Genomic DNA, 19782 nt, shown 5'->3' with positions numbered 1-19782 from the left:
ATTCATAAAGTTTTGTCGACGTTTACGCGTCGAACCTGAAACCAATAGCCGCCATCGCTAACGTCGTGTCGAGCATTCGGTTAGCAAAGCCCCATTCGTTATCGCACCAGACCAGCGTTTTGATCAGATGCGCGCCACTGACCCGGGTTTGCGTACCATCGACGATGGCGCTGTGCGGATCGTGGTTAAAATCTGTCGAGACCAACGGTAATTCCGTATAGTCAACTATACCATGAAATGCACCTTGTGCTGCTTTTTGCAGCAACTGGTTGACTTCACATGCTTTTACCGGTTTTTTCACCGTCACGCTCAGGTCAATTGCCGTCACGTTAATCGTCGGCACCCGCACGGCAATCGCTTCAAAACGGTCGTTAAATTGCGGAAAAATACGGGTGATCCCTGCCGCCAGTTTGGTATCCACCGGAATGATCGACTGGCTGGCCGCGCGGGTACGCCGCAGATCCGGATGATAAGCGTCAATCACCTGCTGGTCATGCATCGCCGAGTGAATGGTGGTGACGGTGCCGGACTCAATGCCATAGGCGTCATCGAGCAGTTTAATGATCGGAATAATGCAGTTGGTGGTGCAGGAGGCGTTGGAGACAATGCGATGCCCGGCGCGAAGTTCATCCTGATTTACGCCGTACACCACCGTCGCGTCGAGGTCGTTGCCGCCGGGGTGGGAAAAGAGCACTTTTTTCGCCCCCGCCTGAAGATGGGCTTCACCGTGTTCACGACTCCCGTATACCCCGGTACAGTCAAGCACGACGTCCACCGCCAGTTCGCGCCAGGGCAGCGCCGCAATGGTCGGCTCATGCAGCAGACGGATGGCATCGTCGCCAACAAACAGCTGCTCGCGCTCCTGACGGACATCCCAGGCGAAACGGCCATGGCTGGTGTCATATTTCAATAAATGCGCGATGCCCGCGGCATCCGCCAGCTCATTGATTGCCACCACGGTGATTTCCGCACGACGCCCGGATTCATATAGAGCACGAACCACGTTGCGTCCAATGCGACCGAAGCCATTAATCGCGATGCGAATGGTCATAGATCTCCTGCAAGGCTGTCCCTGTTATGAGGTGGCTGACAGAGTAATCCAGCAACGCTCTGAGGGGAACCTTACCAGCTGCAAACTGCGACTGATTGATTAATTGTCGAACATTTAAACGACTGAAACGCTTCAGCTAGAATAAGCGAAATGAGGAATAAAAGGAATGTTTGTCCAGCGCAATAAACCAGCTATATGACTCACATCACATTTTCTCTGGAATAATTTACAACCGTATTACATGGTTCAGGAATAGCAGATACAAAAAGCCGGGTGGCGAGATAAAAGCAAAACGGTAACCCAGGGGTTACCGTTTTGGTGTTTGCACCCTCTCCTGTGGGAGAGGGTTGGGGTGAGGGCATCAGCCCGCACCGTACCAGCGATTACAGCAGCGCTTTCGCTTTAGCGACCACGTTATCAACGGTGAAGCCGAACTCCTCGAACAGCTGCTCAGCCGGCGCAGACTCACCGAAGGTGGTCATGCCAACGATAGCGCCGTTCAGGCCAACGTATTTGAACCAGTAGTCAGCGATACCCGCTTCCACGGCAACGCGCGCGGTCACGGCTTTCGGCAGTACGGATTCGCGATAAGCCGCATCCTGCTTGTCGAACGCGTCGGTGGACGGCATGGAAACCACGCGCGCCTTCACGCCTTCGGCAGTCAGTTTGTCCCATGCGGCAACCGCCAGCTCCACTTCTGAACCGGTGGCGATGAAGATCAGCTCCGGCTGGCCGGCGCAATCTTTCAGCACATAACCGCCGCGGGCCACGTTCGCCAGCTGCTCTGCGGTACGCTCCTGCTGCGCCAGGTTCTGACGGGAGAGGATCAGCGCGGTCGGGCCGTCCTGACGCTCCACGCCATATTTCCACGCAATCGCGGATTCCACCTGGTCACACGGACGCCAGGTGGACATGTTCGGGGTCACGCGCAGGGAAGCCACCTGCTCTACCGGCTGGTGAGTCGGGCCGTCTTCGCCCAGACCGATGGAGTCGTGGGTGTAGACCATCACCTGACGCTGTTTCATCAGCGCGGCCATACGTACCGCGTTACGCGCGTATTCCACGAACATCAGGAAGGTGGAGGTGTACGGCAGGAAGCCGCCGTGCAGCGCGATACCGTTGGCGATAGCGGTCATACCGAACTCGCGCACGCCGTAGTGGATGTAGTTCCCGGCAGCGTCTTCGTTGATCGGCTTAGAGCCAGACCACAGGGTCAGGTTGGACGGCGCGAGATCTGCGGAGCCGCCGAGGAATTCCGGCAGCAGCGGGCCGAAAGCTTCGATGGCGTTCTGCGAGGCTTTACGGCTGGCGATTTTCGCCGGGTTGGCCTGCAGCTTCGCGATGAACTCGTTAGCTTTCGCGTCGAAGTCAGACGGCATCTCGCCTTTCATACGGCGGGTGAATTCGGCTGCTTCCTGCGGGAAGGCTTTGGCGTAAGCCGCGAACTTCTCGTTCCATGCGGCTTCTTTCGCCTGGCCGGCTTCTTTGGCATCCCACTGGGCATAGATGTCAGACGGGATGTCAAACGGCGCGTGTTTCCAGCCCAGCGCTTCGCGGGTCAGGGCGATTTCGGCGTCGCCCAGCGGCGCGCCGTGGGAGTCGTGGGTGCCGGCTTTGTTCGGCGAACCGAAACCGATGATGGTTTTGCACATCAGCAGGGACGGTTTGTCGGTGACCGCCCGTGCTTCTTCTACCGCGCGTTTGATGGCGTCAGCGTCGTGACCGTCCACGCCGCGCACCACGTGCCAGCCGTAGGCTTCAAAGCGTTTCGCGGTGTCGTCGGTGAACCAGCCTTCAACGTGGCCGTCGATGGAGATGCCGTTGTCATCATAGAACGCCACCAGTTTACCCAGTTTCAGGGTACCGGCCAGGGAGCACACTTCGTGAGAAATGCCTTCCATCATGCAGCCGTCGCCCATGAAGGCGTAGGTGTAGTGGTCGACGATATCGTGTCCCGGACGGTTGAACTGCGCCGCCAGGGTTTTCTCGGCGATAGCCATCCCGACCGCGTTAGCGATACCCTGGCCCAGCGGACCGGTGGTGGTTTCCACGCCTGCGGTGTAGCCGACTTCCGGGTGACCCGGGGTTTTGGAGTGCAGCTGGCGGAAGTTTTTCAGCTCTTCAATCGGCAGATCGTAGCCAGTGAGGTGCAGCAGGCTGTAAATCAGCATCGAACCATGGCCATTTGACAACACAAAACGGTCACGGTCAGCCCAGGCCGGATTGTTCGGGTTATGGTTCAGGAAATCACGCCACAGCACTTCGGCAATGTCAGCCATACCCATCGGGGCCCCCGGGTGGCCGGATTTGGCTTTCTGTACAGCGTCCATGCTCAGCGCACGAATAGCGTTAGCAAGCTCTTTACGTGAGGACATTTTGACTCCAGTTCGGACTGTTGAAGGCCATGCCCTTAACGACTTGACGAGAGCGCGTTTTGGGCTACGCCGGAAAAAAGTGTGAACAATGTAACCCAAGCGACAAGTCATGTACATGGAGCATCCTTTTGCCCTTTAAGAAATCTCTGGAACAGGTTGTGCTACGCCGGAATCCGCTCGCCCGCATCCTGCGATACTCTTTATAATTTACGCAGAATACGGTTCCCTGCCGTCGCCGTATTTTCGGATAAACAACCATAAGATTGTGGAAGATAAAAATGAAAATTCGCTCAACCGTACTTGCTCTTGGGATCGCAGCAACCCTCACCGGATGTCAGAACATGGACTCCAACGGTCTGCTCAGCTCAGGCGCCGAAGCCTTCCAGGCATACTCTCTCAGCGACGCGCAGGTGAAAACCTTAAGCGACCAGGCCTGTAAAGAGATGGACGCCAAAGCGAAAATCGCCCCGGCCAACAGTGAATACAGCCAGCGGCTGAACAAAATCGCGGCTGCGCTGGGCGATAACATCAATGGTCAGCCCGTGAACTACAAGGTCTATGAGACCAAGGATGTCAACGCCTTCGCCATGGCCAACGGCTGCATCCGCGTCTACAGCGGGCTGATGGATCTGATGAACGATAATGAAGTCGAGGCGGTGATCGGCCACGAAATGGGCCACGTCGCGCTGGGCCACGTGAAGAAAGGCATGCAGGTCGCCCTGGGTACCAACGCCGTGCGTGCGGCGGCGGCCTCCGCGGGCGGTATCGTCGGTAGCCTGTCGCAGTCTCAGTTGGGCGATCTGGGCGAAAAACTGGTGAACTCGCAGTTCTCCCAGCGTCAGGAATCGGAAGCGGATGACTACTCTTACGACCTGCTGCGTAAGCGCGGTATCAATCCGTCGGGACTGGCCACCAGCTTCGAGAAACTGGCCAAGCTGGAAGCCGGCCGTCAGAGCTCCATGTTTGACGATCACCCGGCCTCAGAAGCGCGCGCCCAGCATATTCGCGATCGCATGAAGGCCGACGGGATTAAATAATCATCAGCGGGAGGCGCTAGCGCCTCCTCACCAATCTTTGCCAGCCAACAATCAAATAGCCAGGGCTTTATTGAAGACAGCCACTTGGAACTCTTTTTACGTAACGCTTATACCCGTCATACTTCAAGCTGCATGTGCGTTGGCAATAACTCGGTCTATCCCTGGGCCTCGCCCCTACGGGGCCAGCGCAAGCGCTGTTCAAAACGGCTAGCCGTTTTGTCCGGCAACTCGAATTATTTAGGGTATATACCAAACGTGATTATCGCGATGGGTTGCCGGATAAAGCCGAATGGGGCCAGGGGATTATCGCCACCTTCGAATCCGGCTTTACCCAGGGACCGGTCGGCTTCGGTGTGGACTGTATCGCCCAGTATGCGGTGCGCCTTGACGGCGGTCGCGGGCCCAGCGGCCGGCGCCTTGATTAACCCCTGTACCGTACGGCACAGGGGTTACCGGGTTATTCGCCCTTTTTCGCCGCCTGGATGTACAGCATCTCCAGCGCCAGGGTCGCCGCCGCCAGAGCGGTAATTTCGGACTGATCGTAGGCCGGGGCGACTTCCACCACGTCCATCCCGACGATGTTCAGGTCCTTCAGGCCGCGCACCAGCTTGATCGCGCGGTCGGAGGTCAGCCCACCGATAACCGGGGTACCGGTGCCTGGCGCAAACGCCGGATCCAGACAGTCGATATCAAAGGTCAGGTACACCGGCATGTCGCCGACGATCTGCTTCACCTGGGCAATCACGTCATCAACGCTGCGGTCGTTAACCTGGCCGGCGTCGAGCACCGTAAAGCCATTGTCTTTGTCGAATTCGGTGCGGATCCCGATCTGTACGGAGTGGTTCGGATCGATAAGCCCTTCGTTCGGCGCGGTATAGAACATGGTGCCGTGGTCGAACTCGCAGCCGTTGGCGTAGGTATCGGTGTGAGCATCGAAGTGCACCAACGCCATTTTACCAAAGTGCTTGGCATGGGCGCGCAGCAGCGGCAGGGTAACGAAGTGGTCGCCGCCAAAGGAGAGCATACGTTTGCCGGCCGCCAGCAGCTTCTCGGCGTGAGCCTGCAGCTTCTCGCTCATTTCGCGCGCGTCGCCGAAGGCGTACACCAGATCCCCGCAGTCCACCACGTTCAGGCGCTCGCGCATATCGAAGTTCCACGGGAAACGGTTGTGCTCCCAGGCAAGGTTAGTGGAAACCTGACGGATCGCCGCCGGGCCATGACGGCCGCCCGCGCGCCCGGAGGTCGCCATATCGAACGGCACGCCGGTGATGACCCAGTCCGCATCGCTTTCATACGGCATAAAGTTCATCGGCAAACGCAGAAAGCCAAAGGCATTGGATACCAGAGAGTTATCGTATTGATGACCTAAAGTGCTCATGGATATGACCTCTTTTGACAGTCGTGGAACGTAAAAAATAAGTATAAAAAAACCCCTCCGCGTCGTTAGGCCCGACGAGGAAGGGTTTGATAGATAAATCGCTTATTGGCGTGAATTATCGCCGGTAATGCATACGGGTTCAAGTGAGTATCGCATGCTGCCGGATGACGGCTTCGCCTTATCCGGCCGACATACGCAGGCCCGGTCAGCGCAGCGCCACCGGGCATCAGCGGCTACTCGTCTTCCAGATAAGTATAGCCGTACAGTCCCGCCTCGAACTCCTCGAGGAACTGCTGCTGCAGCGCATCGTCCAGACCGGTATTTTTCACCTGATCGCGGAACTGGGTCAGCAGCGTGTTCGGATCCAGCTGCACATACTGCAGCATATCCGCTACGGTATCGCCCTCGTCGGACAGCTCAACCTCAACGCTGCCGTCAGGGAAGACGAACACGTCCACCGCCTCGGTATCGCCGAACAGGTTGTGCATGTTGCCGAGGATCTCCTGATAGGCGCCAACCATGAAGAAGCCCAGCATCGGCGGGTTCTCCGGGTCGTATTCCGGCATCGGCATGGTGGTGGCGATCCCGTCGCCGTCCACGTAGTGATCGATGGCGCCATCGGAATCGCAGGTGATGTCCAGCAGCACCGCGCGGCGCTCCGGCGACTTGTTCAGCCCTTCCAGCGGCATCACCGGGAACAGCTGATCGATCCCCCAGGCATCCGGCATCGACTGGAACAACGAGAAGTTGACGTAGATTTTATCCGCCATTCGCTCCTGCAGCTCATCGATGATGGGACGATGGGCGCGGTTGCTCGGGTCGAGCTGCTTCTGCACCTCATGGCACATGTTCAGATACAGCTGTTCCGCCCACGCGCGCTCCTGCAGGTTGAAGGTGCCTGAGGAGTAGCCGATGTGGATATCGTGCAGGTCCATCTGGCTGTCGTGCAGCCATTCGCGCAGCGAGCGGCGGTTGCCGGTCTCGTGCATCTCCAGCCAGGTTTCCCACATGCTCTGCAGCGGACGCGCAGCGTCTTCCGCCGGCGGGGTCGCCTCGGTGTATTCGTTACGCTCAACGCCGATGATGTTGGAAACCAGCACGGTATGGTGCGCGGTCACCGCGCGGCCGGACTCGGTGATCACCGTCGGGTGCGGCAGGCCATTCTCTTCGCAGGCATCGCCGATCGCCCAGATGATATTGTTGGCGTATTCGTTCAGACCGTAGTTCACCGAGCAATCGGACTGCGAGCGGGTGCCTTCATAGTCCACGCCCAGGCCGCCGCCGACGTCGAAGCACTGAATATTGACGCCCAGCTTATGCAGTTCGACGTAGAAACGCGCCGATTCACGCACGCCGGTGGCGATATCGCGAATGTTAGCCATCTGCGAACCGAGGTGGAAGTGCAGCAGTTGCAGGCTCTCAAGATGGCCTGCCTCGCGCAGAATTTCGACCAGTTGCAGCACCTGGGTCGCTGCGAGGCCGAACTTGGACTTCTCGCCGCCGGAGGACTGCCATTTACCGGAGCCCTGCGAGGCCAGACGCGCACGCACGCCGAGGCGCGGCACCACGTTCAGGCGCTCGGCCTCTTCCAGTACGATAGCGATCTCGGACATCTTCTCAATGACCAGATAGACCTTGTGGCCCATCTTCTCGCCCACCAGCGCCAGACGGATATATTCGCGGTCTTTATAACCATTACAGACGATGACGCTGCGGGTCATCCCGGCGTGCGCCAGCACGGCCATCAGTTCCGCTTTCGAACCGGCTTCCAGGCCCAACGGCTCGCCGGAATGGATCAGCGATTCAATCACGCGACGGTGCTGGTTAACCTTGATCGGGTAGACGAGGAAGTAATCGCCGTTATAGCCATACGATTCACGCGCGCGTTTGAAGGCGGCGTTGATCGAGCGCAGGCGGTGCTGCAGGATCTGCGGGAAGCAGAACAGCGCCGGCAAGCGCTGCCCTTGCGCCTCGCGGGCTTTGACTAATTCCGCGAGGTCAACGCGCGCTTCCGGGACGTCCGGATCCGGGCAAACGCTGATGTGGCCCAGTTCGTTGACGTCATAATAGTTATTGCCCCACCAGGCAATATTATAAGTACGCAGCATCTTGCTGGCTTCCTGGGAGCTCATCGCTACCTCCTGCATGGAACGTAGTACACCGTGTTCGCCTGCTGACGAAGGCGAAACCATAGACATGTCGTCAGACATAGCGAACCTCAATTTTTAATAATAAGTGTAAGACAGTTAACTACTATCGCAGTCCAAAGATGCGATAACAACCCATGAACAGTCCTAAAGCCCAGCACTATCTGCTGGTTTTGCGACTGCGCGACCGGTTTCTTATTCATATCATCGTAAAACACGTAGCCGAACAGAGTATGACAGTCCGGAGAAACCACGAGAAAACTCTTGCCAGGCAAGAGCGCCCTTGTTCAGTTTTCTGACGGCCGACCGGCCCTGGAATCCTGAGAAGCGCCGAGATGGGGTGAACATCGGCTGGTTTGCATGAGAGAGATGCAGGTTGCGGAGTGCTGACGCGCGACAGAACGACGCGACGAATCAAACGAAAAACAGTGGTTCATTATCTGGTATCACCTCCACACCGCCCTGCGACAGGGTCGGCGACAAGCCAAAGCTATACATACCGGGCAACAGGCGCTACGCCGCTGCTAGATTCTGTAAATACAGACTGCTTAACCCGGCTGGAAGTGGCACCACAGGGCCATGCCCCGTGCGCTTTTTTAATGAGCCGCGCGCGGCGTTTTATACCGAGAAGCGGGGTAAAAAGCAAAATAAAAATGTGCCTGTTTGCGCGGTTGTCAGGAAATTTTGCCAGGCGGGTTTTCCCATAAATGCGACCGCCATCAAAAAAGGCTGGAAATGGGCTCAAGATTTGACCTAAAATGGCCGTCCAGAAGTTAATCCGTCTATACTGATTAACACTCAGACTGCTCGTGTCGCTACCTGCGCGGCTTTGCGCTGATTATCCACCAAAGCCACATTACACAACAGTATGAGCTATCCGAATCGTCCACAGGTGAAATAAAATATGGCAAAACACCTTTTTACGTCTGAGTCCGTATCAGAAGGGCATCCTGACAAAATTGCTGACCAAATCTCCGATGCCGTGCTGGATGCGATCCTCGAGCAGGATCCGAAAGCGCGTGTCGCATGTGAAACCTATGTCAAAACCGGCATGGTGCTGGTAGGCGGCGAAATCACCACCAGCGCATGGGTTGATATCGAAGAGATCACCCGCAACACCGTCCGCGAAATTGGCTACGTGCATTCCGATATGGGCTTTGACGCCAACTCGTGCGCCGTACTGAGCGCCATTGGTAAACAGTCTCCGGACATTAACCAGGGCGTTGACCGTGCCGATCCGCTGGAACAGGGCGCCGGCGACCAGGGGCTGATGTTTGGCTACGCCACTAACGAAACCGACGTGCTGATGCCGGCGCCGGTGACTTACGCTCACCGTCTGGTGCAGCGTCAGGCTGAAGTGCGTAAAAACGGCACCCTGCCGTGGCTGCGCCCGGATGCGAAAAGCCAGGTGACCTTCCAGTATGACGACGGCAAAATCGTCGGCATCGACGCGGTCGTTCTGTCGACTCAGCATGCGGAAGATATCGATCAGAAATCCCTGCAGGAAGCAGTGATGGAAGAGATTATCAAGCCGATTCTGCCGACCGAATGGCTCAACGCGTCCACCAAATTCTTCATCAACCCGACCGGCCGTTTCGTTATTGGCGGCCCGATGGGCGACTGCGGTCTGACCGGTCGTAAGATCATCGTTGATACCTACGGCGGCATGGCTCGCCACGGCGGCGGCGCGTTCTCCGGTAAAGATCCGTCTAAAGTTGACCGTTCCGCAGCCTACGCGGCGCGCTATGTGGCGAAGAACATCGTTGCCGCAGGCCTGGCCGATCGTTGCGAAATTCAGGTTTCCTACGCTATCGGCGTTGCAGAACCGACGTCCATCATGGTGGAAACCTTTGGCACCGAGAAAGTGCCTTCTGAACAGCTGACCCTGCTGGTGCGCGAGTTCTTCGACCTGCGTCCATACGGCCTGATTCAGATGCTGGATCTGCTGCACCCGATCTACAAAGAAACCGCAGCCTACGGTCACTTTGGTCGCGAACATTTCCCATGGGAAAAAACCGACAAAGCGGCGCTGCTGCGGGAAGCGGCCGGTCTGAAATAATCTCCGCGCTTCCTCTCTTCAAGGCCAGCCTCGCGCTGGCCTTTTTATTTACACCTCCCCCCCTTTTCTGCGCACCCATTTCAACGCGCGGCCGCCACAAAATGAAAGCGATTACATAGTAAAGACTGTCACCTTCTGCCCAAAGACGCTATCTCCTGTACCCATTTTTCACAATGCTACATATTGTTTCGGTCAACTCTGATTACCGTTTTTCAAAATGTCGTCTATCCTTGTTTATATTGCTGATTTAAAAAGCATTTAATGAATTACGTTTCTTTACCTTTGTGGAAACGATTACACAGCCGTGATTATAGTCACGTTTTTTTACCGACGAGTGTCCTACCCTAACCATCGACAGAATCAATAACTCAACTGGAGGGCGTTATGCCTGACAACAAAAAACAAGGGCGTTCGAACAAGACTATGACGTTCTTCGTCTGTTTCCTCGCCGCGCTGGCTGGCCTGCTGTTCGGCCTTGATATCGGTGTTATTGCGGGTGCCTTACCCTTTATTGCCAATGAGTTCCAGATTTCCGCCCACACCCAGGAGTGGGTGGTCAGCTCCATGATGTTCGGAGCTGCCGTCGGCGCGGTCGGCAGCGGCTGGCTCTCTTTCAAACTGGGCCGGAAAAAGAGCCTGATGATCGGCGCCATCCTCTTCGTCGCCGGTTCGCTGTTCTCTGCCGCCGCGCCAAACGTCGAGATCCTGCTGGTTTCCCGTGTGCTGCTCGGCCTGGCGGTGGGCGTCGCCTCATATACGGCTCCGCTGTATCTGTCGGAAATCGCCCCAGAAAAAATTCGCGGCAGTATGATTTCCATGTACCAGCTGATGATCACCATCGGGATCCTTGGCGCCTATCTCTCTGACACCGCTTTCAGCTACAGCGGCGCATGGCGCTGGATGCTCGGGGTTATCATCATTCCGGCGGTATTGCTGCTGATCGGCGTTATCTTCCTGCCGGACAGCCCGCGCTGGTTCGCCGCCAAACGTCGCTTTGTCGATGCGGAACGCGTGCTGCTGCGCCTGCGCGATACCAGCGCCGAAGCGAAACGCGAGCTCGATGAAATCCGTGAAAGCCTGAAGGTAAAACAGTCCGGCTGGTCGCTGTTTAAAGACAACAGCAACTTCCGCCGCGCGGTGTTCCTCGGCATCCTGCTGCAGGTGATGCAACAGTTCACCGGGATGAACGTCATCATGTACTACGCGCCGAAGATCTTTGAGCTGGCGGGTTATGCCAACACCACTGAGCAAATGTGGGGGACAGTGATCGTCGGTCTGACTAACGTGCTGGCCACCTTTATCGCCATCGGTCTGGTCGACCGCTGGGGCCGTAAACCGACGCTGATCCTTGGCTTTATCGTGATGGCCGCGGGTATGGGCGTCCTGGGTACCATGATGCACATCGGCATTCACTCCTCTACCGCCCAGTACATCGCCGTCCTGATGCTGCTGATGTTCATCGTCGGTTTCGCCATGAGCGCCGGCCCGCTGATTTGGGTACTGTGCTCCGAAATCCAGCCGCTGAAAGGCCGCGACTTCGGTATCACCTGCTCCACAGCGACCAACTGGATTGCCAACATGATTGTCGGCGCCACCTTCCTGACCATGCTCAACTCGCTGGGCAGCGCCAATACCTTCTGGGTGTACGGCGGTCTGAACGTGCTGTTTATCCTGCTGACGCTGTGGCTGATCCCGGAAACCAAAAACGTCTCGCTGGAACATATTGAACGTAACCTGATGCAGGGTCGTCCACTGCGCGAGATCGGTGCCCGCGATTAACCTTCCTGAGCTTCCTCCCATCCCGGGAGGAAGCTTCCTCTTGCTCTCCCCCCTCCGCCGCACTATCCTCTGGCGCTATGAAAACGCCCCGTATTCCCATCGCTATTCAGCAGGCCGTCATGCGCAGCCTGCGGGAGCATCTCACCAATGCGAATCGCAAGCTGGAACGCCGCTATGCGGAACCGACGCTGGTCTACCAGCAGCGTGGTACTTCCGCCGGCACCGCCTGGCTGGAGAAAAACGAAATTCGTTTAAACCCGGTGCTACTGCTGGAAAATCAGCGGGAGTTTATCGATGAAGTGGTGCCGCATGAGCTGGCGCACCTGCTGGTCTGGCAGCATTTCGGCCGCGTCGCGCCGCACGGGAAAGAGTGGAAATGGATGATGGAGAGCGTCCTTGGCGTTCCCGCGCGTCGCACCCACCGCTTTGAACTCGCTTCGGTCCGCCAGAACACCTTCCCCTATCGCTGTCGCTGTCAGCAGCACCAGCTCACCGTCCGTCGCCATAACCGGGTGGTTCGCGGCGAGGCCACCTACCGCTGCGTTCGCTGCGGCGATCTGCTGGTGGCTGAAAAATAACCATCGGAATTAATTAGAAACTTTCTGATCTGACTGATTGCATCCGGCACCCTCATTCGCTACGTTGCGGGCTCGTTTTGACACGGAGTTAACGATGTCCCGTATGCATGTTTTAGCCGTAGCGGTATTGAGCGCGGCAGTCAGTGGTCCGCTTGCGGCCGCTGGTATTAATAGTTTTTCCCAGGCCAAAGCCGCTGGCGTCAAAGTGAATGCCGACGTTCCGGGCGATTTTTATTGCGGCTGTAAAATCGACTGGCAGGGGAAAAAAGGCGTTATCGATTTGGAATCCTGCGGCTATAAAGTGCGTAAAAATGAGAACCGCGCCAGCCGGGTTGAATGGGAGCACGTAGTGCCGGCATGGCAGTTCGGCCATCAGCGTCAGTGCTGGCAGGAGGGTGGACGTAAAAACTGCGCCAAAGATCCGGAATACCGCAAGATGGAAAGCGATATGCACAACCTGCAGCCGGCGGTGGGAGAAGTGAATGGCGATCGCGGCAACTTTATGTACAGCCAGTGGAACGGCGGTGAAGGCCAGTACGGCCAGTGCACCATGAAGGTCGATTTTAAAGATAAAATCGCCGAGCCCCCTGCCCGCGCTCGCGGCGCCATCGCCCGCACCTACTTCTATATGCGCGACCGCTATCAGCTGAATCTTTCCCGCCAGCAAACTCAGCTGTTTACCGCCTGGAATAAACAGTACCCGGTCACCGCCTGGGAATGTGAACGTGATGAGCGCATCGCGAAAGTGCAGGGCAACCATAATCCGTATGTCCAGCAGGCTTGCCAGGCGCAAAAGAGCTAACCTACACTAGCGGCAATTGTTAATTTGCAGCCCTGTGCTTCCCGCCCGATGGCGGGAAGCTGGCATCTGCGCAACGAACGGAATATCAAGCATGCGCATTCCTCGCATCCATCATCCAGAACGCCTCATTGTCGGCAGCCAGATCGCGCTGAGCGATGACGCGGCCAACCACGTCGGCCGCGTCCTGCGCATGACCGCCGGTCAGCACCTACAGCTTTTTGACGGCAGTAACCAGGTGTTTGACGCGGTCATCACCGAGGCCGGTAAGAAAAACGTTACGGTTGAGGTGCTCAGTGGCGAACCTGACGATCGGGAATCGCCGCTGCATATCCATTTAGGCCAGGTGATGTCCCGCGGCGAAAAAATGGAATTCACCATCCAGAAATCGATCGAACTCGGGGTAAGCCTCATAACGCCACTGTTTTCCGAGCGCTGCGGCGTTAAACTGGATGCCGAACGTTTGCAGAAAAAGATCCAGCAGTGGCAGAAAATCGCTATTGCCGCCTGCGAACAGAGCGGTCGTAACGTGGTACCGGAAATACGTCCGGCGATGCAGCTGGAGGCGTGGTGCGCCGAGCAGGACAGCGGGCTGAAGCTCAACCTGCACCCGCGCGCCAGCGCCAGCATTAACACGCTGCCGCTGCCGGTTGAACGCGTCCGTCTGCTGATTGGCCCGGAAGGCGGGCTGTCGGCTGAAGAGATAGCGATGACCGCGCAATACCAGTTTACTGATATCCTGTTGGGACCGCGCGTTCTGCGTACAGAGACTACTGCGCTCACCGCCATCACCGCCCTACAGGTGCGTTTTGGCGACTTAGGTTGAGGCGTTAACGGAGAAGAACCATGATCAAGCTCGGCATCGTGATGGATCCCATCGCAACCATCAACATCAAGAAAGACACCAGCTTCGCTATGTTGCTGGAGGCGCAGCGTCGCGGCTATGAACTCCATTATATGGAGATGAACGACCTCTATTTGATCAACGGCGAAGCCCGCGCCCGGACGCGCACGCTGAGCGTCGAACAGAACTACGATAAATGGTATGACTTCACCGGCGAGCAGGATCTGCCGCTGGCGGACCTTGACGTCATCCTGATGCGTAAGGATCCGCCGTTTGATACCGAATTTATTTATGCCACCTACATCCTGGAGCGAGCGGAAGAGAAAGGCACGCTTATCGTCAACAAGCCGCAGAGTCTGCGCGACTGTAACGAGAAGCTGTTCACCGCCTGGTTCTCTGAACTGACTCCGGAAACGTTGGTCACCCGCAATAAAGCCCAGCTGAAAGCCTTCTGGGAAAAGCACGGCGATATCATCATGAAACCGCTCGACGGCATGGGCGGCGCCTCTATTTTCCGTGTTAAAGCCGGCGATCCAAACCTTGGGGTGATTGCCGAGACGCTGACCGAACTGGGCAGCCGCTACTGCATGGCGCAGAACTATCTGCCGGCCATTAAAGATGGCGACAAGCGCGTGTTGGTAGTGGATGGAGAGCCCGTGCCTTACTGCCTGGCGCGAATTCCGCAGGGTGGCGAGACCCGCGGCAATCTGGCCGCCGGCGGCCGCGGCGAAGCCCGCCCGTTGACCGAAAGCGACTGGGAAATCGCCCGCCGCGTCGGCCCGACGCTGAAGGCCAAAGGCCTTATCTTCGTCGGCCTGGATATCATCGGCGACCGTCTGACGGAAATTAACGTCACCAGCCCCACCTGCGTACGCGAAATCGAAGCCGCCTTCCCGGATATTTCGATCACCGGTATGCTGATGGACGCTATCGAAAGACGTATCGATAAATAAGCACGACGGCGGACCAACGTCCGCTTTTGGCGCAGCGAGCGCGGATTACCGCGCTCGTGAAACGTAGCCAGCCTGACGCCACTCGGGCGCCGGCCAGATAAAGTGCATCGACACCATTCTACTTTGCCCGCATACTGGGTGTTGCTTTTTTGAACCAGGAACGAACCTCTGACAATGAATTTACAGCATCACTTTCTGATTGCCATGCCCGCGCTTCAGGACCCCATTTTTCGCCGCTCCGTAGTCTATATCTGCGAGTACAACGACGAGGGTGCCATGGGCATTATTATCAATAAGCCGCTGGAAAATCTGCAGGTGGAAGGGATCCTTGAGAAGCTCAAAATTGTCCCGGAGCCGCGCAATCCAGAGATCCGTCTGGATAAACCGGTGATGCTGGGAGGCCCGCTGGCGGAAGACCGCGGCTTCATTTTGCATACCCCGCCCTCTGACTTTTCCTCGAGCATTCGCATCTCGGATAACACGGTGATTACCACCTCGCGGGATGTTCTTGAAACCTTAGGTACCGATCGGCAGCCGGGCAACGTGCTGGTTGCGTTGGGCTACTCTTCGTGGGAGAAAGGGCAGCTGGAGCAGGAGATTTTAGATAATGCCTGGCTCACCGCCCCGGCGGATCAGAATATTCTTTTCCGTACGCCGATCGCCGATCGCTGGCGCGAGGCGGCTAAACTGATTGGTATCGACATTGTGACGATGCCAGGCGTCGCGGGGCATGCGTGATGAGCGGAACCTTTCTCGGCTTTGACTTTGGCACCAAAAGCATCGGCGTGGCGGTGGGACAACGCATCACCGCGACCGCACGACCATTACCGGCGCTGAAGGCGCAGGACGGTAAACCGGACTGGAACGTCATCGAAAAACTGCTTAAAGAGTGGCAGCCTGAGGCGGTAATCGTCGGCCTGCCGCTCAATATGGACGGCACCGAGCAACCGCTGACGGCGCGCGCGCGTAATTTCGCCAATAAAATTCATGGCCGCTTTGGCGTCGCGATCCTTCTCCACGATGAACGGCTGAGTACGGTTGAGGCCCGCGCGGGCCTGTTTGAACACGGCGGCTACCGGGCGCTGAATAAAGGCAGCGTCGATTCAGCCTCTGCCGTAGTCATACTGGAAAGCTACTTCGAGCAGAGCTTTTAAACTCTGCCCTCCTGCGCCGCCGGCGGACCGCTGACGGCGCACGTTTACCCGCTTAGTGGCGCAGATGTTCGTTAGCCCAGCTCACCGCCTGGGTGCGATTTTTCACGCTCAGTTTACGAAACACATTGTACAGGTGCGTCCGCACCGTGTTCTCGCTGATAAACAGCGCGCGGGCGATATCCAGGTTCGTTGCGCCGCAGCGCAGTTCGTTGAGGATCTCGCATTCCCGCTCGGTCAGCGGCGAGTTCTCTACTGGAGTCGATGCATGGTCCGCAGCGTACATCGCCGGGTGCATCACGCTCAATTCAGCCGTCTGCTCGCCGTTCAGCACGGCCTTAACGCCCTCAATTAAGCGCGATTCATCATCGTCATGCCGGAACACGCCATATAAAGCCGGCCACTGCGCCATTTCGTATAGCTCATACTTTTGTGCGCTATTAATAATCAACAAACGAGGATTATCTGCCTGCAGGCGAATAATATCCCGCCACACCCCGTTTAATTTCTTATTTGACACTGCAATATCAAATAATATTACAGAATCTTTTGCCAAACGCTGCGCCAGCGGTTTATTAATATTTTGTAAAACCACCGGTGCCATCAGGGTTTCGCTCAGATAGCTGGCAAAGGCTTTGCTTTGAATAGACGGGTGGGTAATAAAGGTTACCTGACGAGAAGATGATGAATTTCCATTTAAATTAATCACTTAAAACTCTCCTTAGCTGTTACCCACCGCCATGGTGGTTAAATGAATAAAAAAAGATACAAACAGTCGTGAATTTATAAATCACCAAGGTAATTTACAAACTGAAACGTTATTCCATGAGAATCATCCTATTCCCACAAACAGCATAAATCGAATGACTCAAAGCTGTCAAAAGATAATCAAACTTTTTTCCTGGAAATGCGTATTCACTGTCGACATATCTAATCTGAATGTGTTATTTGAATTTATAATCAAAAGTTATTTGTATTACCAAATAATATTAATAAACAACAAATAAACATTCATCTAACATATCATTTAACCTGTCATATCAATCTCTTTCTCATCTTATAGCGCGCCTGCAGCGACACGTTGCTGAAAACTCTGGGTAAAGGTCAACATTCCGGCCTGCATCCCGGTCTGCATCACACCAGGCAATTGATGTACTTTTCCTTCACGGATCAAATTCGCCACCGCTGGCGTGTTGACCAGAAGCTCGTATAGCGCAACTCTCCCGCCCTGACGTGCAGGTAACAATTTTTGCGCCAGCACCGCGCACAGGCTTCCGGCAAGCTGGCTACGAACCTGATCTTTCTCCTCCGCCGGAAAGACATCGATCAATCTCTCCACCGCCGGCGCCGCGCCGCGGGTATGTAATGTCGCCATTACCAGGTGCCCGGTCTCCGCCGCGGTTAACGCCAGGCGAATGGTTTCGCTGTCGCGTAGCTCCCCGAGCAGGATCACATCCGGATCCTGGCGCAGCGCCACGCGGAGCGCCGCGGCGAACGAAGGACAGTGACGGCCAACTTCCCGCTGCTGGATCAGACAGCGCTCGCTGTGATGAATAAATTCCACCGGATCTTCAAGCGTCAGAATATGGCCATCAAGATGCTGATTGAGGTGCCCCACCATTGCCGCCAGGGTGGTCGACTTGCCGCTGCCCGTCGCTCCGGTGACCAACAGCAAACCACTCTCTTCCGCCAGCAGTTCGCTCAGCGCAGGCGGGGCGCCGAGCATATCCAGACGCGGGCACTGTTCAGGAAGGAGACGCAGCACCAGCGATATCCCACGCGTATGGGCGAAGGCGCTGGCGCGCAGCCGCGCACCGCAGGCCAGGTTCAGCGCAAAGTCAATCTGGCCGTGTTCCTGCCAGTGCAGTAACTGTGCGGCATCGAGCCAGTCGTTGAGTAAATTCGCAATATCCGGCGCGGGAAAGGGCGCGGGCTCCAGCCTGCCCTGCCGCCGCCAGCGCGGTGCGGCGGAATTGCACAGGTGTAGATCGGAGACATTATGCTTTACACTAAGGGCTACGATTTCTTCCAGCTTCATAACTCATCCTCGGAATATGAACGATATTGCGCATAACCTGGCACAGGTCCGGGACAAAATCTCCGGTGCTGCCGCCCGATGCGGGCGTGCGCCAGAAGAAGTGACATTGCTTGCAGTGAGTAAAACGAAACCTGCGAGCGCGATCGAAGAAGCCATTGCGGCAGGCCAGCGGGCATTTGGTGAAAACTACGTCCAGGAGGGCGTGGAGAAGATTAACCATTTCCAGCAGGCTGGCGTCAGCGGGCTGCAGTGGCACTTTATTGGCCCCCTGCAGTCCAACAAAAGCCGGTTGGTGGCAGAGCATTTTGACTGGTGCCACACCGTCGATCGGCTGAAAATCGCCACCCGCCTGAACGAGCAGCGCCCGGCGCATTTGCCGCCGCTGAAGGTGCTGATTCAAATTAACATCAGCGATGAACAGAGCAAATCCGGCATCCCGCTGGAAGCGCTCGACGGCTTAGCGGCGGAGATCGCTGAGTTACCTCATCTGGAACTGCGCGGCCTGATGGCCATTCCCGCGCCTGAGTCAGAATATGTAAGGCAGTTTGCCGTCGCCCGGCAAATGGCGGTAGCATTTGCGCGATTAAAAACGCGGTACCCCACGGTCGATACGTTGTCTCTGGGAATGTCGGACGATATGGAAGCCGCAATCGCGGCGGGAAGCACGATGGTGCGCATCGGTACTGCCATTTTTGGTGCGCGCGACTACAGCAAATAATAAGGAATCTGAGGAACGCCATGAAGACGTTGACTTTCCTGCTTTCAACGGTCATTGAGCTTTACACGATGGTCGTGTTGTTACGCGTCTGGATGCAGTGGGCGCGCTGCGACTTTTACAACCCGTTTTCGCAGTTTGTGGTGAAAGCCACGCAGCCGATTGTCGGACCGCTGCGCCGGATTATCCCGGCAATGGGGCCGATTGACAGCGCCTCGCTGCTGGTGGCATTTATTCTATGCGTCATCAAAGCGATCGTGCTGTTTATGGTGATCACCTTCCAGCCGATCATCTGGATCTCCGCTCTGCTTATTCTGCTGAAAACCATCGGCTCGTTGATCTTCTGGGTACTGCTGTTGATGGCGATCATGAGCTGGGTCAGCCAGGGCCGTAGCCCGGTGGAGTATGTGCTGATGCAGCTGGCGGACCCGCTGCTGCGCCCTATCCGCAACCTGCTGCCGTCGATGGGCGGTATCGATTTCTCGCCGATGGTGCTGGTACTGCTGTTGTACGTAATCAATATGGGCATCGCCGAAGTGCTGCAGGCCACCGGTAATGTACTGCTGCCGGGGCTGTGGATGGCGCTATGAGTGCCGTTGAAACCTGCGCTGACGGGCTGGTGTTGAGGCTGTACATTCAGCCTAAGGCCAGCCGCGATAGCATCGTGGGCGTACATGGCGACGAGCTTAAAGTCGCCATTACCGCCCCGCCCGTTGATGGCCAGGCCAATGCCCACCTGGTGAAATTTCTCGCCAAACAGTTCCGCGTCGCCAAAAGCCAGGTACTGATTGAAAAAGGCGAGCTGGGCCGCCATAAGCAAGTTAAAATCATCGCCCCACAACAGATCCCGACTGCGGTCGCGGCGCTAACTGAATAAA

20 protein-coding genes and 2 pseudogenes are annotated in these 19782 nt (G+C 56.6%); 14 read left to right on the top strand and 8 right to left on the bottom strand.

Going from position 1 to position 19782, the window contains the following annotated elements; all coding sequences use genetic code 11:
* Positions 1 to 22 precede the first annotated feature (22 nt).
* Positions 23 to 1051, bottom strand: coding sequence for an erythrose-4-phosphate dehydrogenase (gene epd / locus LPQ25_RS03815; protein WP_002916512.1), 1029 nt, complete (start codon positions 1049 to 1051; stop codon positions 23 to 25).
* Between the two features lie 383 nt (positions 1052 to 1434).
* Complete coding sequence (gene tkt, locus LPQ25_RS03810; protein ID WP_004174438.1) at positions 1435 to 3426, bottom strand: transketolase; 1992 nt, start codon at positions 3424 to 3426, stop codon at positions 1435 to 1437.
* A gap of 278 nt (positions 3427 to 3704) precedes the next feature.
* On the opposite strand from tkt, the gene LPQ25_RS03805 reads away from it, so the two are divergent.
* The 3 genes and pseudogenes from LPQ25_RS03805 to LPQ25_RS27345 all read left to right on the top strand — a co-directional run.
* Positions 3705 to 4463: a metalloprotease LoiP gene (locus LPQ25_RS03805; protein ID WP_004151780.1), complete on the top strand. Its 759-nt coding sequence runs from the start codon at positions 3705 to 3707 to the stop codon at positions 4461 to 4463.
* A 33-nt stretch (positions 4464 to 4496) separates the two neighbouring features.
* A pseudogene (locus LPQ25_RS03800) lies at positions 4497 to 4571 on the top strand (hypothetical protein); the annotation flags it as partial.
* A 143-nt stretch (positions 4572 to 4714) separates the two neighbouring features.
* Positions 4715 to 4873 (top strand): annotated as a pseudogene (locus LPQ25_RS27345) (OprD family outer membrane porin); the annotation flags it as partial.
* 47 nt (positions 4874 to 4920) lie between these two features.
* Here the strand turns inward: LPQ25_RS27345 and speB are convergent.
* From speB to LPQ25_RS27340, 4 genes are all read right to left on the bottom strand, one after another.
* Positions 4921 to 5841: an agmatinase gene (gene speB, locus LPQ25_RS03790; RefSeq protein WP_002916572.1), complete on the bottom strand. Its 921-nt coding sequence runs from the start codon at positions 5839 to 5841 to the stop codon at positions 4921 to 4923.
* A 233-nt stretch (positions 5842 to 6074) separates the two neighbouring features.
* Positions 6075 to 8051: a biosynthetic arginine decarboxylase gene (gene speA / locus LPQ25_RS03785; RefSeq protein ID WP_004149805.1), complete on the bottom strand. Its 1977-nt coding sequence runs from the start codon at positions 8049 to 8051 to the stop codon at positions 6075 to 6077.
* An 8-nt stretch (positions 8052 to 8059) separates the two neighbouring features.
* On the bottom strand, positions 8060 to 8191 hold the full coding sequence (yqgB, locus tag LPQ25_RS03780) for an acid stress response protein YqgB (RefSeq protein ID WP_002916578.1): 132 nt from the start codon (positions 8189 to 8191) through the stop codon (positions 8060 to 8062).
* An 84-nt stretch (positions 8192 to 8275) separates the two neighbouring features.
* Positions 8276 to 8425: a hypothetical protein gene (locus tag LPQ25_RS27340; RefSeq protein WP_418607197.1), complete on the bottom strand. Its 150-nt coding sequence runs from the start codon at positions 8423 to 8425 to the stop codon at positions 8276 to 8278.
* A 467-nt stretch (positions 8426 to 8892) separates the two neighbouring features.
* Between LPQ25_RS27340 and metK the strand changes: the two genes are divergently transcribed.
* From metK to ruvX, 8 genes are all read left to right on the top strand, one after another.
* A complete protein-coding gene (metK, locus tag LPQ25_RS03775) occupies positions 8893 to 10047 on the top strand; it encodes a methionine adenosyltransferase (RefSeq protein WP_004149807.1) in 1155 nt (384 codons plus the stop codon).
* A 384-nt stretch (positions 10048 to 10431) separates the two neighbouring features.
* Entirely contained in the window at positions 10432 to 11826 is a 1395-nt protein-coding gene (locus tag LPQ25_RS03770) for a sugar porter family MFS transporter (protein ID WP_002916587.1), read from the top strand.
* A gap of 77 nt (positions 11827 to 11903) precedes the next feature.
* The gene (locus LPQ25_RS03765) at positions 11904 to 12404 is read left to right on the top strand and encodes a SprT family zinc-dependent metalloprotease (protein WP_014906938.1); all 501 of its coding nucleotides are present in this window, start codon (positions 11904 to 11906) and stop codon (positions 12402 to 12404) included.
* Between the two features lie 94 nt (positions 12405 to 12498).
* Positions 12499 to 13206: a deoxyribonuclease I gene (gene endA / locus LPQ25_RS03760; protein WP_002916589.1), complete on the top strand. Its 708-nt coding sequence runs from the start codon at positions 12499 to 12501 to the stop codon at positions 13204 to 13206.
* Positions 13207 to 13297: 91 nt separating this feature from the next.
* Positions 13298 to 14029: a 16S rRNA (uracil(1498)-N(3))-methyltransferase gene (gene rsmE / locus LPQ25_RS03755; protein WP_002916597.1), complete on the top strand. Its 732-nt coding sequence runs from the start codon at positions 13298 to 13300 to the stop codon at positions 14027 to 14029.
* Between the two features lie 20 nt (positions 14030 to 14049).
* On the top strand, positions 14050 to 15000 hold the full coding sequence (gshB, locus tag LPQ25_RS03750) for a glutathione synthase (protein WP_002916600.1): 951 nt from the start codon (positions 14050 to 14052) through the stop codon (positions 14998 to 15000).
* A 174-nt stretch (positions 15001 to 15174) separates the two neighbouring features.
* On the top strand, positions 15175 to 15738 hold the full coding sequence (locus tag LPQ25_RS03745; RefSeq protein WP_002916603.1) for a YqgE/AlgH family protein: 564 nt from the start codon (positions 15175 to 15177) through the stop codon (positions 15736 to 15738).
* Positions 15738 to 16154, top strand: a complete 417-nt coding sequence (ruvX, locus tag LPQ25_RS03740) for a Holliday junction resolvase RuvX (protein WP_002916605.1) — start codon at positions 15738 to 15740, stop codon at positions 16152 to 16154. Before LPQ25_RS03745 ends, ruvX begins: the two co-directional genes overlap by 1 nt.
* A 52-nt stretch (positions 16155 to 16206) precedes the next feature.
* On the opposite strand, the gene LPQ25_RS03735 is transcribed toward ruvX, so the two are convergent.
* Positions 16207 to 16860, bottom strand: coding sequence for a LuxR family transcriptional regulator (locus LPQ25_RS03735; protein WP_002916607.1), 654 nt, complete (start codon positions 16858 to 16860; stop codon positions 16207 to 16209).
* 348 nt (positions 16861 to 17208) lie between these two features.
* Entirely contained in the window at positions 17209 to 18189 is a 981-nt protein-coding gene (locus LPQ25_RS03730) for a type IV pilus twitching motility protein PilT (RefSeq protein WP_004149811.1), read from the bottom strand.
* A gap of 16 nt (positions 18190 to 18205) precedes the next feature.
* Here LPQ25_RS03730 and LPQ25_RS03725 point away from each other — a divergent pair, with 16 nt between their 5' ends.
* The 3 genes from LPQ25_RS03725 to yggU are packed head-to-tail and all read left to right on the top strand — an operon-like array spanning position 18206 to position 19781.
* Entirely contained in the window at positions 18206 to 18907 is a 702-nt protein-coding gene (locus LPQ25_RS03725; RefSeq protein WP_004144780.1) for a YggS family pyridoxal phosphate-dependent enzyme, read from the top strand.
* Positions 18908 to 18927: 20 nt separating this feature from the next.
* Positions 18928 to 19494, top strand: a complete 567-nt coding sequence (locus LPQ25_RS03720; protein WP_002916613.1) for a YggT family protein — start codon at positions 18928 to 18930, stop codon at positions 19492 to 19494.
* Positions 19491 to 19781, top strand: coding sequence for a DUF167 family protein YggU (yggU, locus tag LPQ25_RS03715; protein ID WP_002916614.1), 291 nt, complete (start codon positions 19491 to 19493; stop codon positions 19779 to 19781). Before LPQ25_RS03720 ends, yggU begins: the two co-directional genes overlap by 4 nt.
* The last annotated feature ends 1 nt before the right edge of the window (position 19782 follow it).

The organism is Klebsiella sp. KPN54798 (assembly GCF_021184225.1).
GTDB lineage: Bacteria > Pseudomonadota > Gammaproteobacteria > Enterobacterales > Enterobacteriaceae > Klebsiella > Klebsiella pneumoniae.
The sequence above is the reverse complement of the archived record's forward strand: the minus strand, read 5'-3'. Positions and strand labels throughout refer to the sequence as shown.

Bases quoted from the DNA above. Each gene is read 5' to 3' on its own strand.
- epd (WP_002916512.1), bottom strand. From the start codon at position 1,051: ATGACCATTCGCATCGCGATTAATGGCTTCGGTCGCATTGGACGCAAC.
- tkt (WP_004174438.1), bottom strand. From the start codon at position 3,426: ATGTCCTCACGTAAAGAGCTTGCTAACGCTATTCGTGCGCTGAGCATG.
- LPQ25_RS03805 (WP_004151780.1), top strand. From the start codon at position 3,705: ATGAAAATTCGCTCAACCGTACTTGCTCTTGGGATCGCAGCAACCCTC.
- speB (WP_002916572.1), bottom strand. From the start codon at position 5,841: ATGAGCACTTTAGGTCATCAATACGATAACTCTCTGGTATCCAATGCC.
- speA (WP_004149805.1), bottom strand. From the start codon at position 8,051: ATGTCTGACGACATGTCTATGGTTTCGCCTTCGTCAGCAGGCGAACAC.
- yqgB (WP_002916578.1), bottom strand. From the start codon at position 8,191: ATGAATAAGAAACCGGTCGCGCAGTCGCAAAACCAGCAGATAGTGCTG.
- LPQ25_RS27340 (WP_418607197.1), bottom strand. From the start codon at position 8,425: ATGAACCACTGTTTTTCGTTTGATTCGTCGCGTCGTTCTGTCGCGCGT.
- metK (WP_004149807.1), top strand. From the start codon at position 8,893: ATGGCAAAACACCTTTTTACGTCTGAGTCCGTATCAGAAGGGCATCCT.
- LPQ25_RS03770 (WP_002916587.1), top strand. From the start codon at position 10,432: ATGCCTGACAACAAAAAACAAGGGCGTTCGAACAAGACTATGACGTTC.
- LPQ25_RS03765 (WP_014906938.1), top strand. From the start codon at position 11,904: ATGAAAACGCCCCGTATTCCCATCGCTATTCAGCAGGCCGTCATGCGC.
- endA (WP_002916589.1), top strand. From the start codon at position 12,499: ATGTCCCGTATGCATGTTTTAGCCGTAGCGGTATTGAGCGCGGCAGTC.
- rsmE (WP_002916597.1), top strand. From the start codon at position 13,298: ATGCGCATTCCTCGCATCCATCATCCAGAACGCCTCATTGTCGGCAGC.
- gshB (WP_002916600.1), top strand. From the start codon at position 14,050: ATGATCAAGCTCGGCATCGTGATGGATCCCATCGCAACCATCAACATC.
- LPQ25_RS03745 (WP_002916603.1), top strand. From the start codon at position 15,175: ATGAATTTACAGCATCACTTTCTGATTGCCATGCCCGCGCTTCAGGAC.
- ruvX (WP_002916605.1), top strand. From the start codon at position 15,738: ATGAGCGGAACCTTTCTCGGCTTTGACTTTGGCACCAAAAGCATCGGC.
- LPQ25_RS03730 (WP_004149811.1), bottom strand. From the start codon at position 18,189: ATGAAGCTGGAAGAAATCGTAGCCCTTAGTGTAAAGCATAATGTCTCC.
- LPQ25_RS03725 (WP_004144780.1), top strand. From the start codon at position 18,206: ATGAACGATATTGCGCATAACCTGGCACAGGTCCGGGACAAAATCTCC.
- LPQ25_RS03720 (WP_002916613.1), top strand. From the start codon at position 18,928: ATGAAGACGTTGACTTTCCTGCTTTCAACGGTCATTGAGCTTTACACG.
- yggU (WP_002916614.1), top strand. From the start codon at position 19,491: ATGAGTGCCGTTGAAACCTGCGCTGACGGGCTGGTGTTGAGGCTGTAC.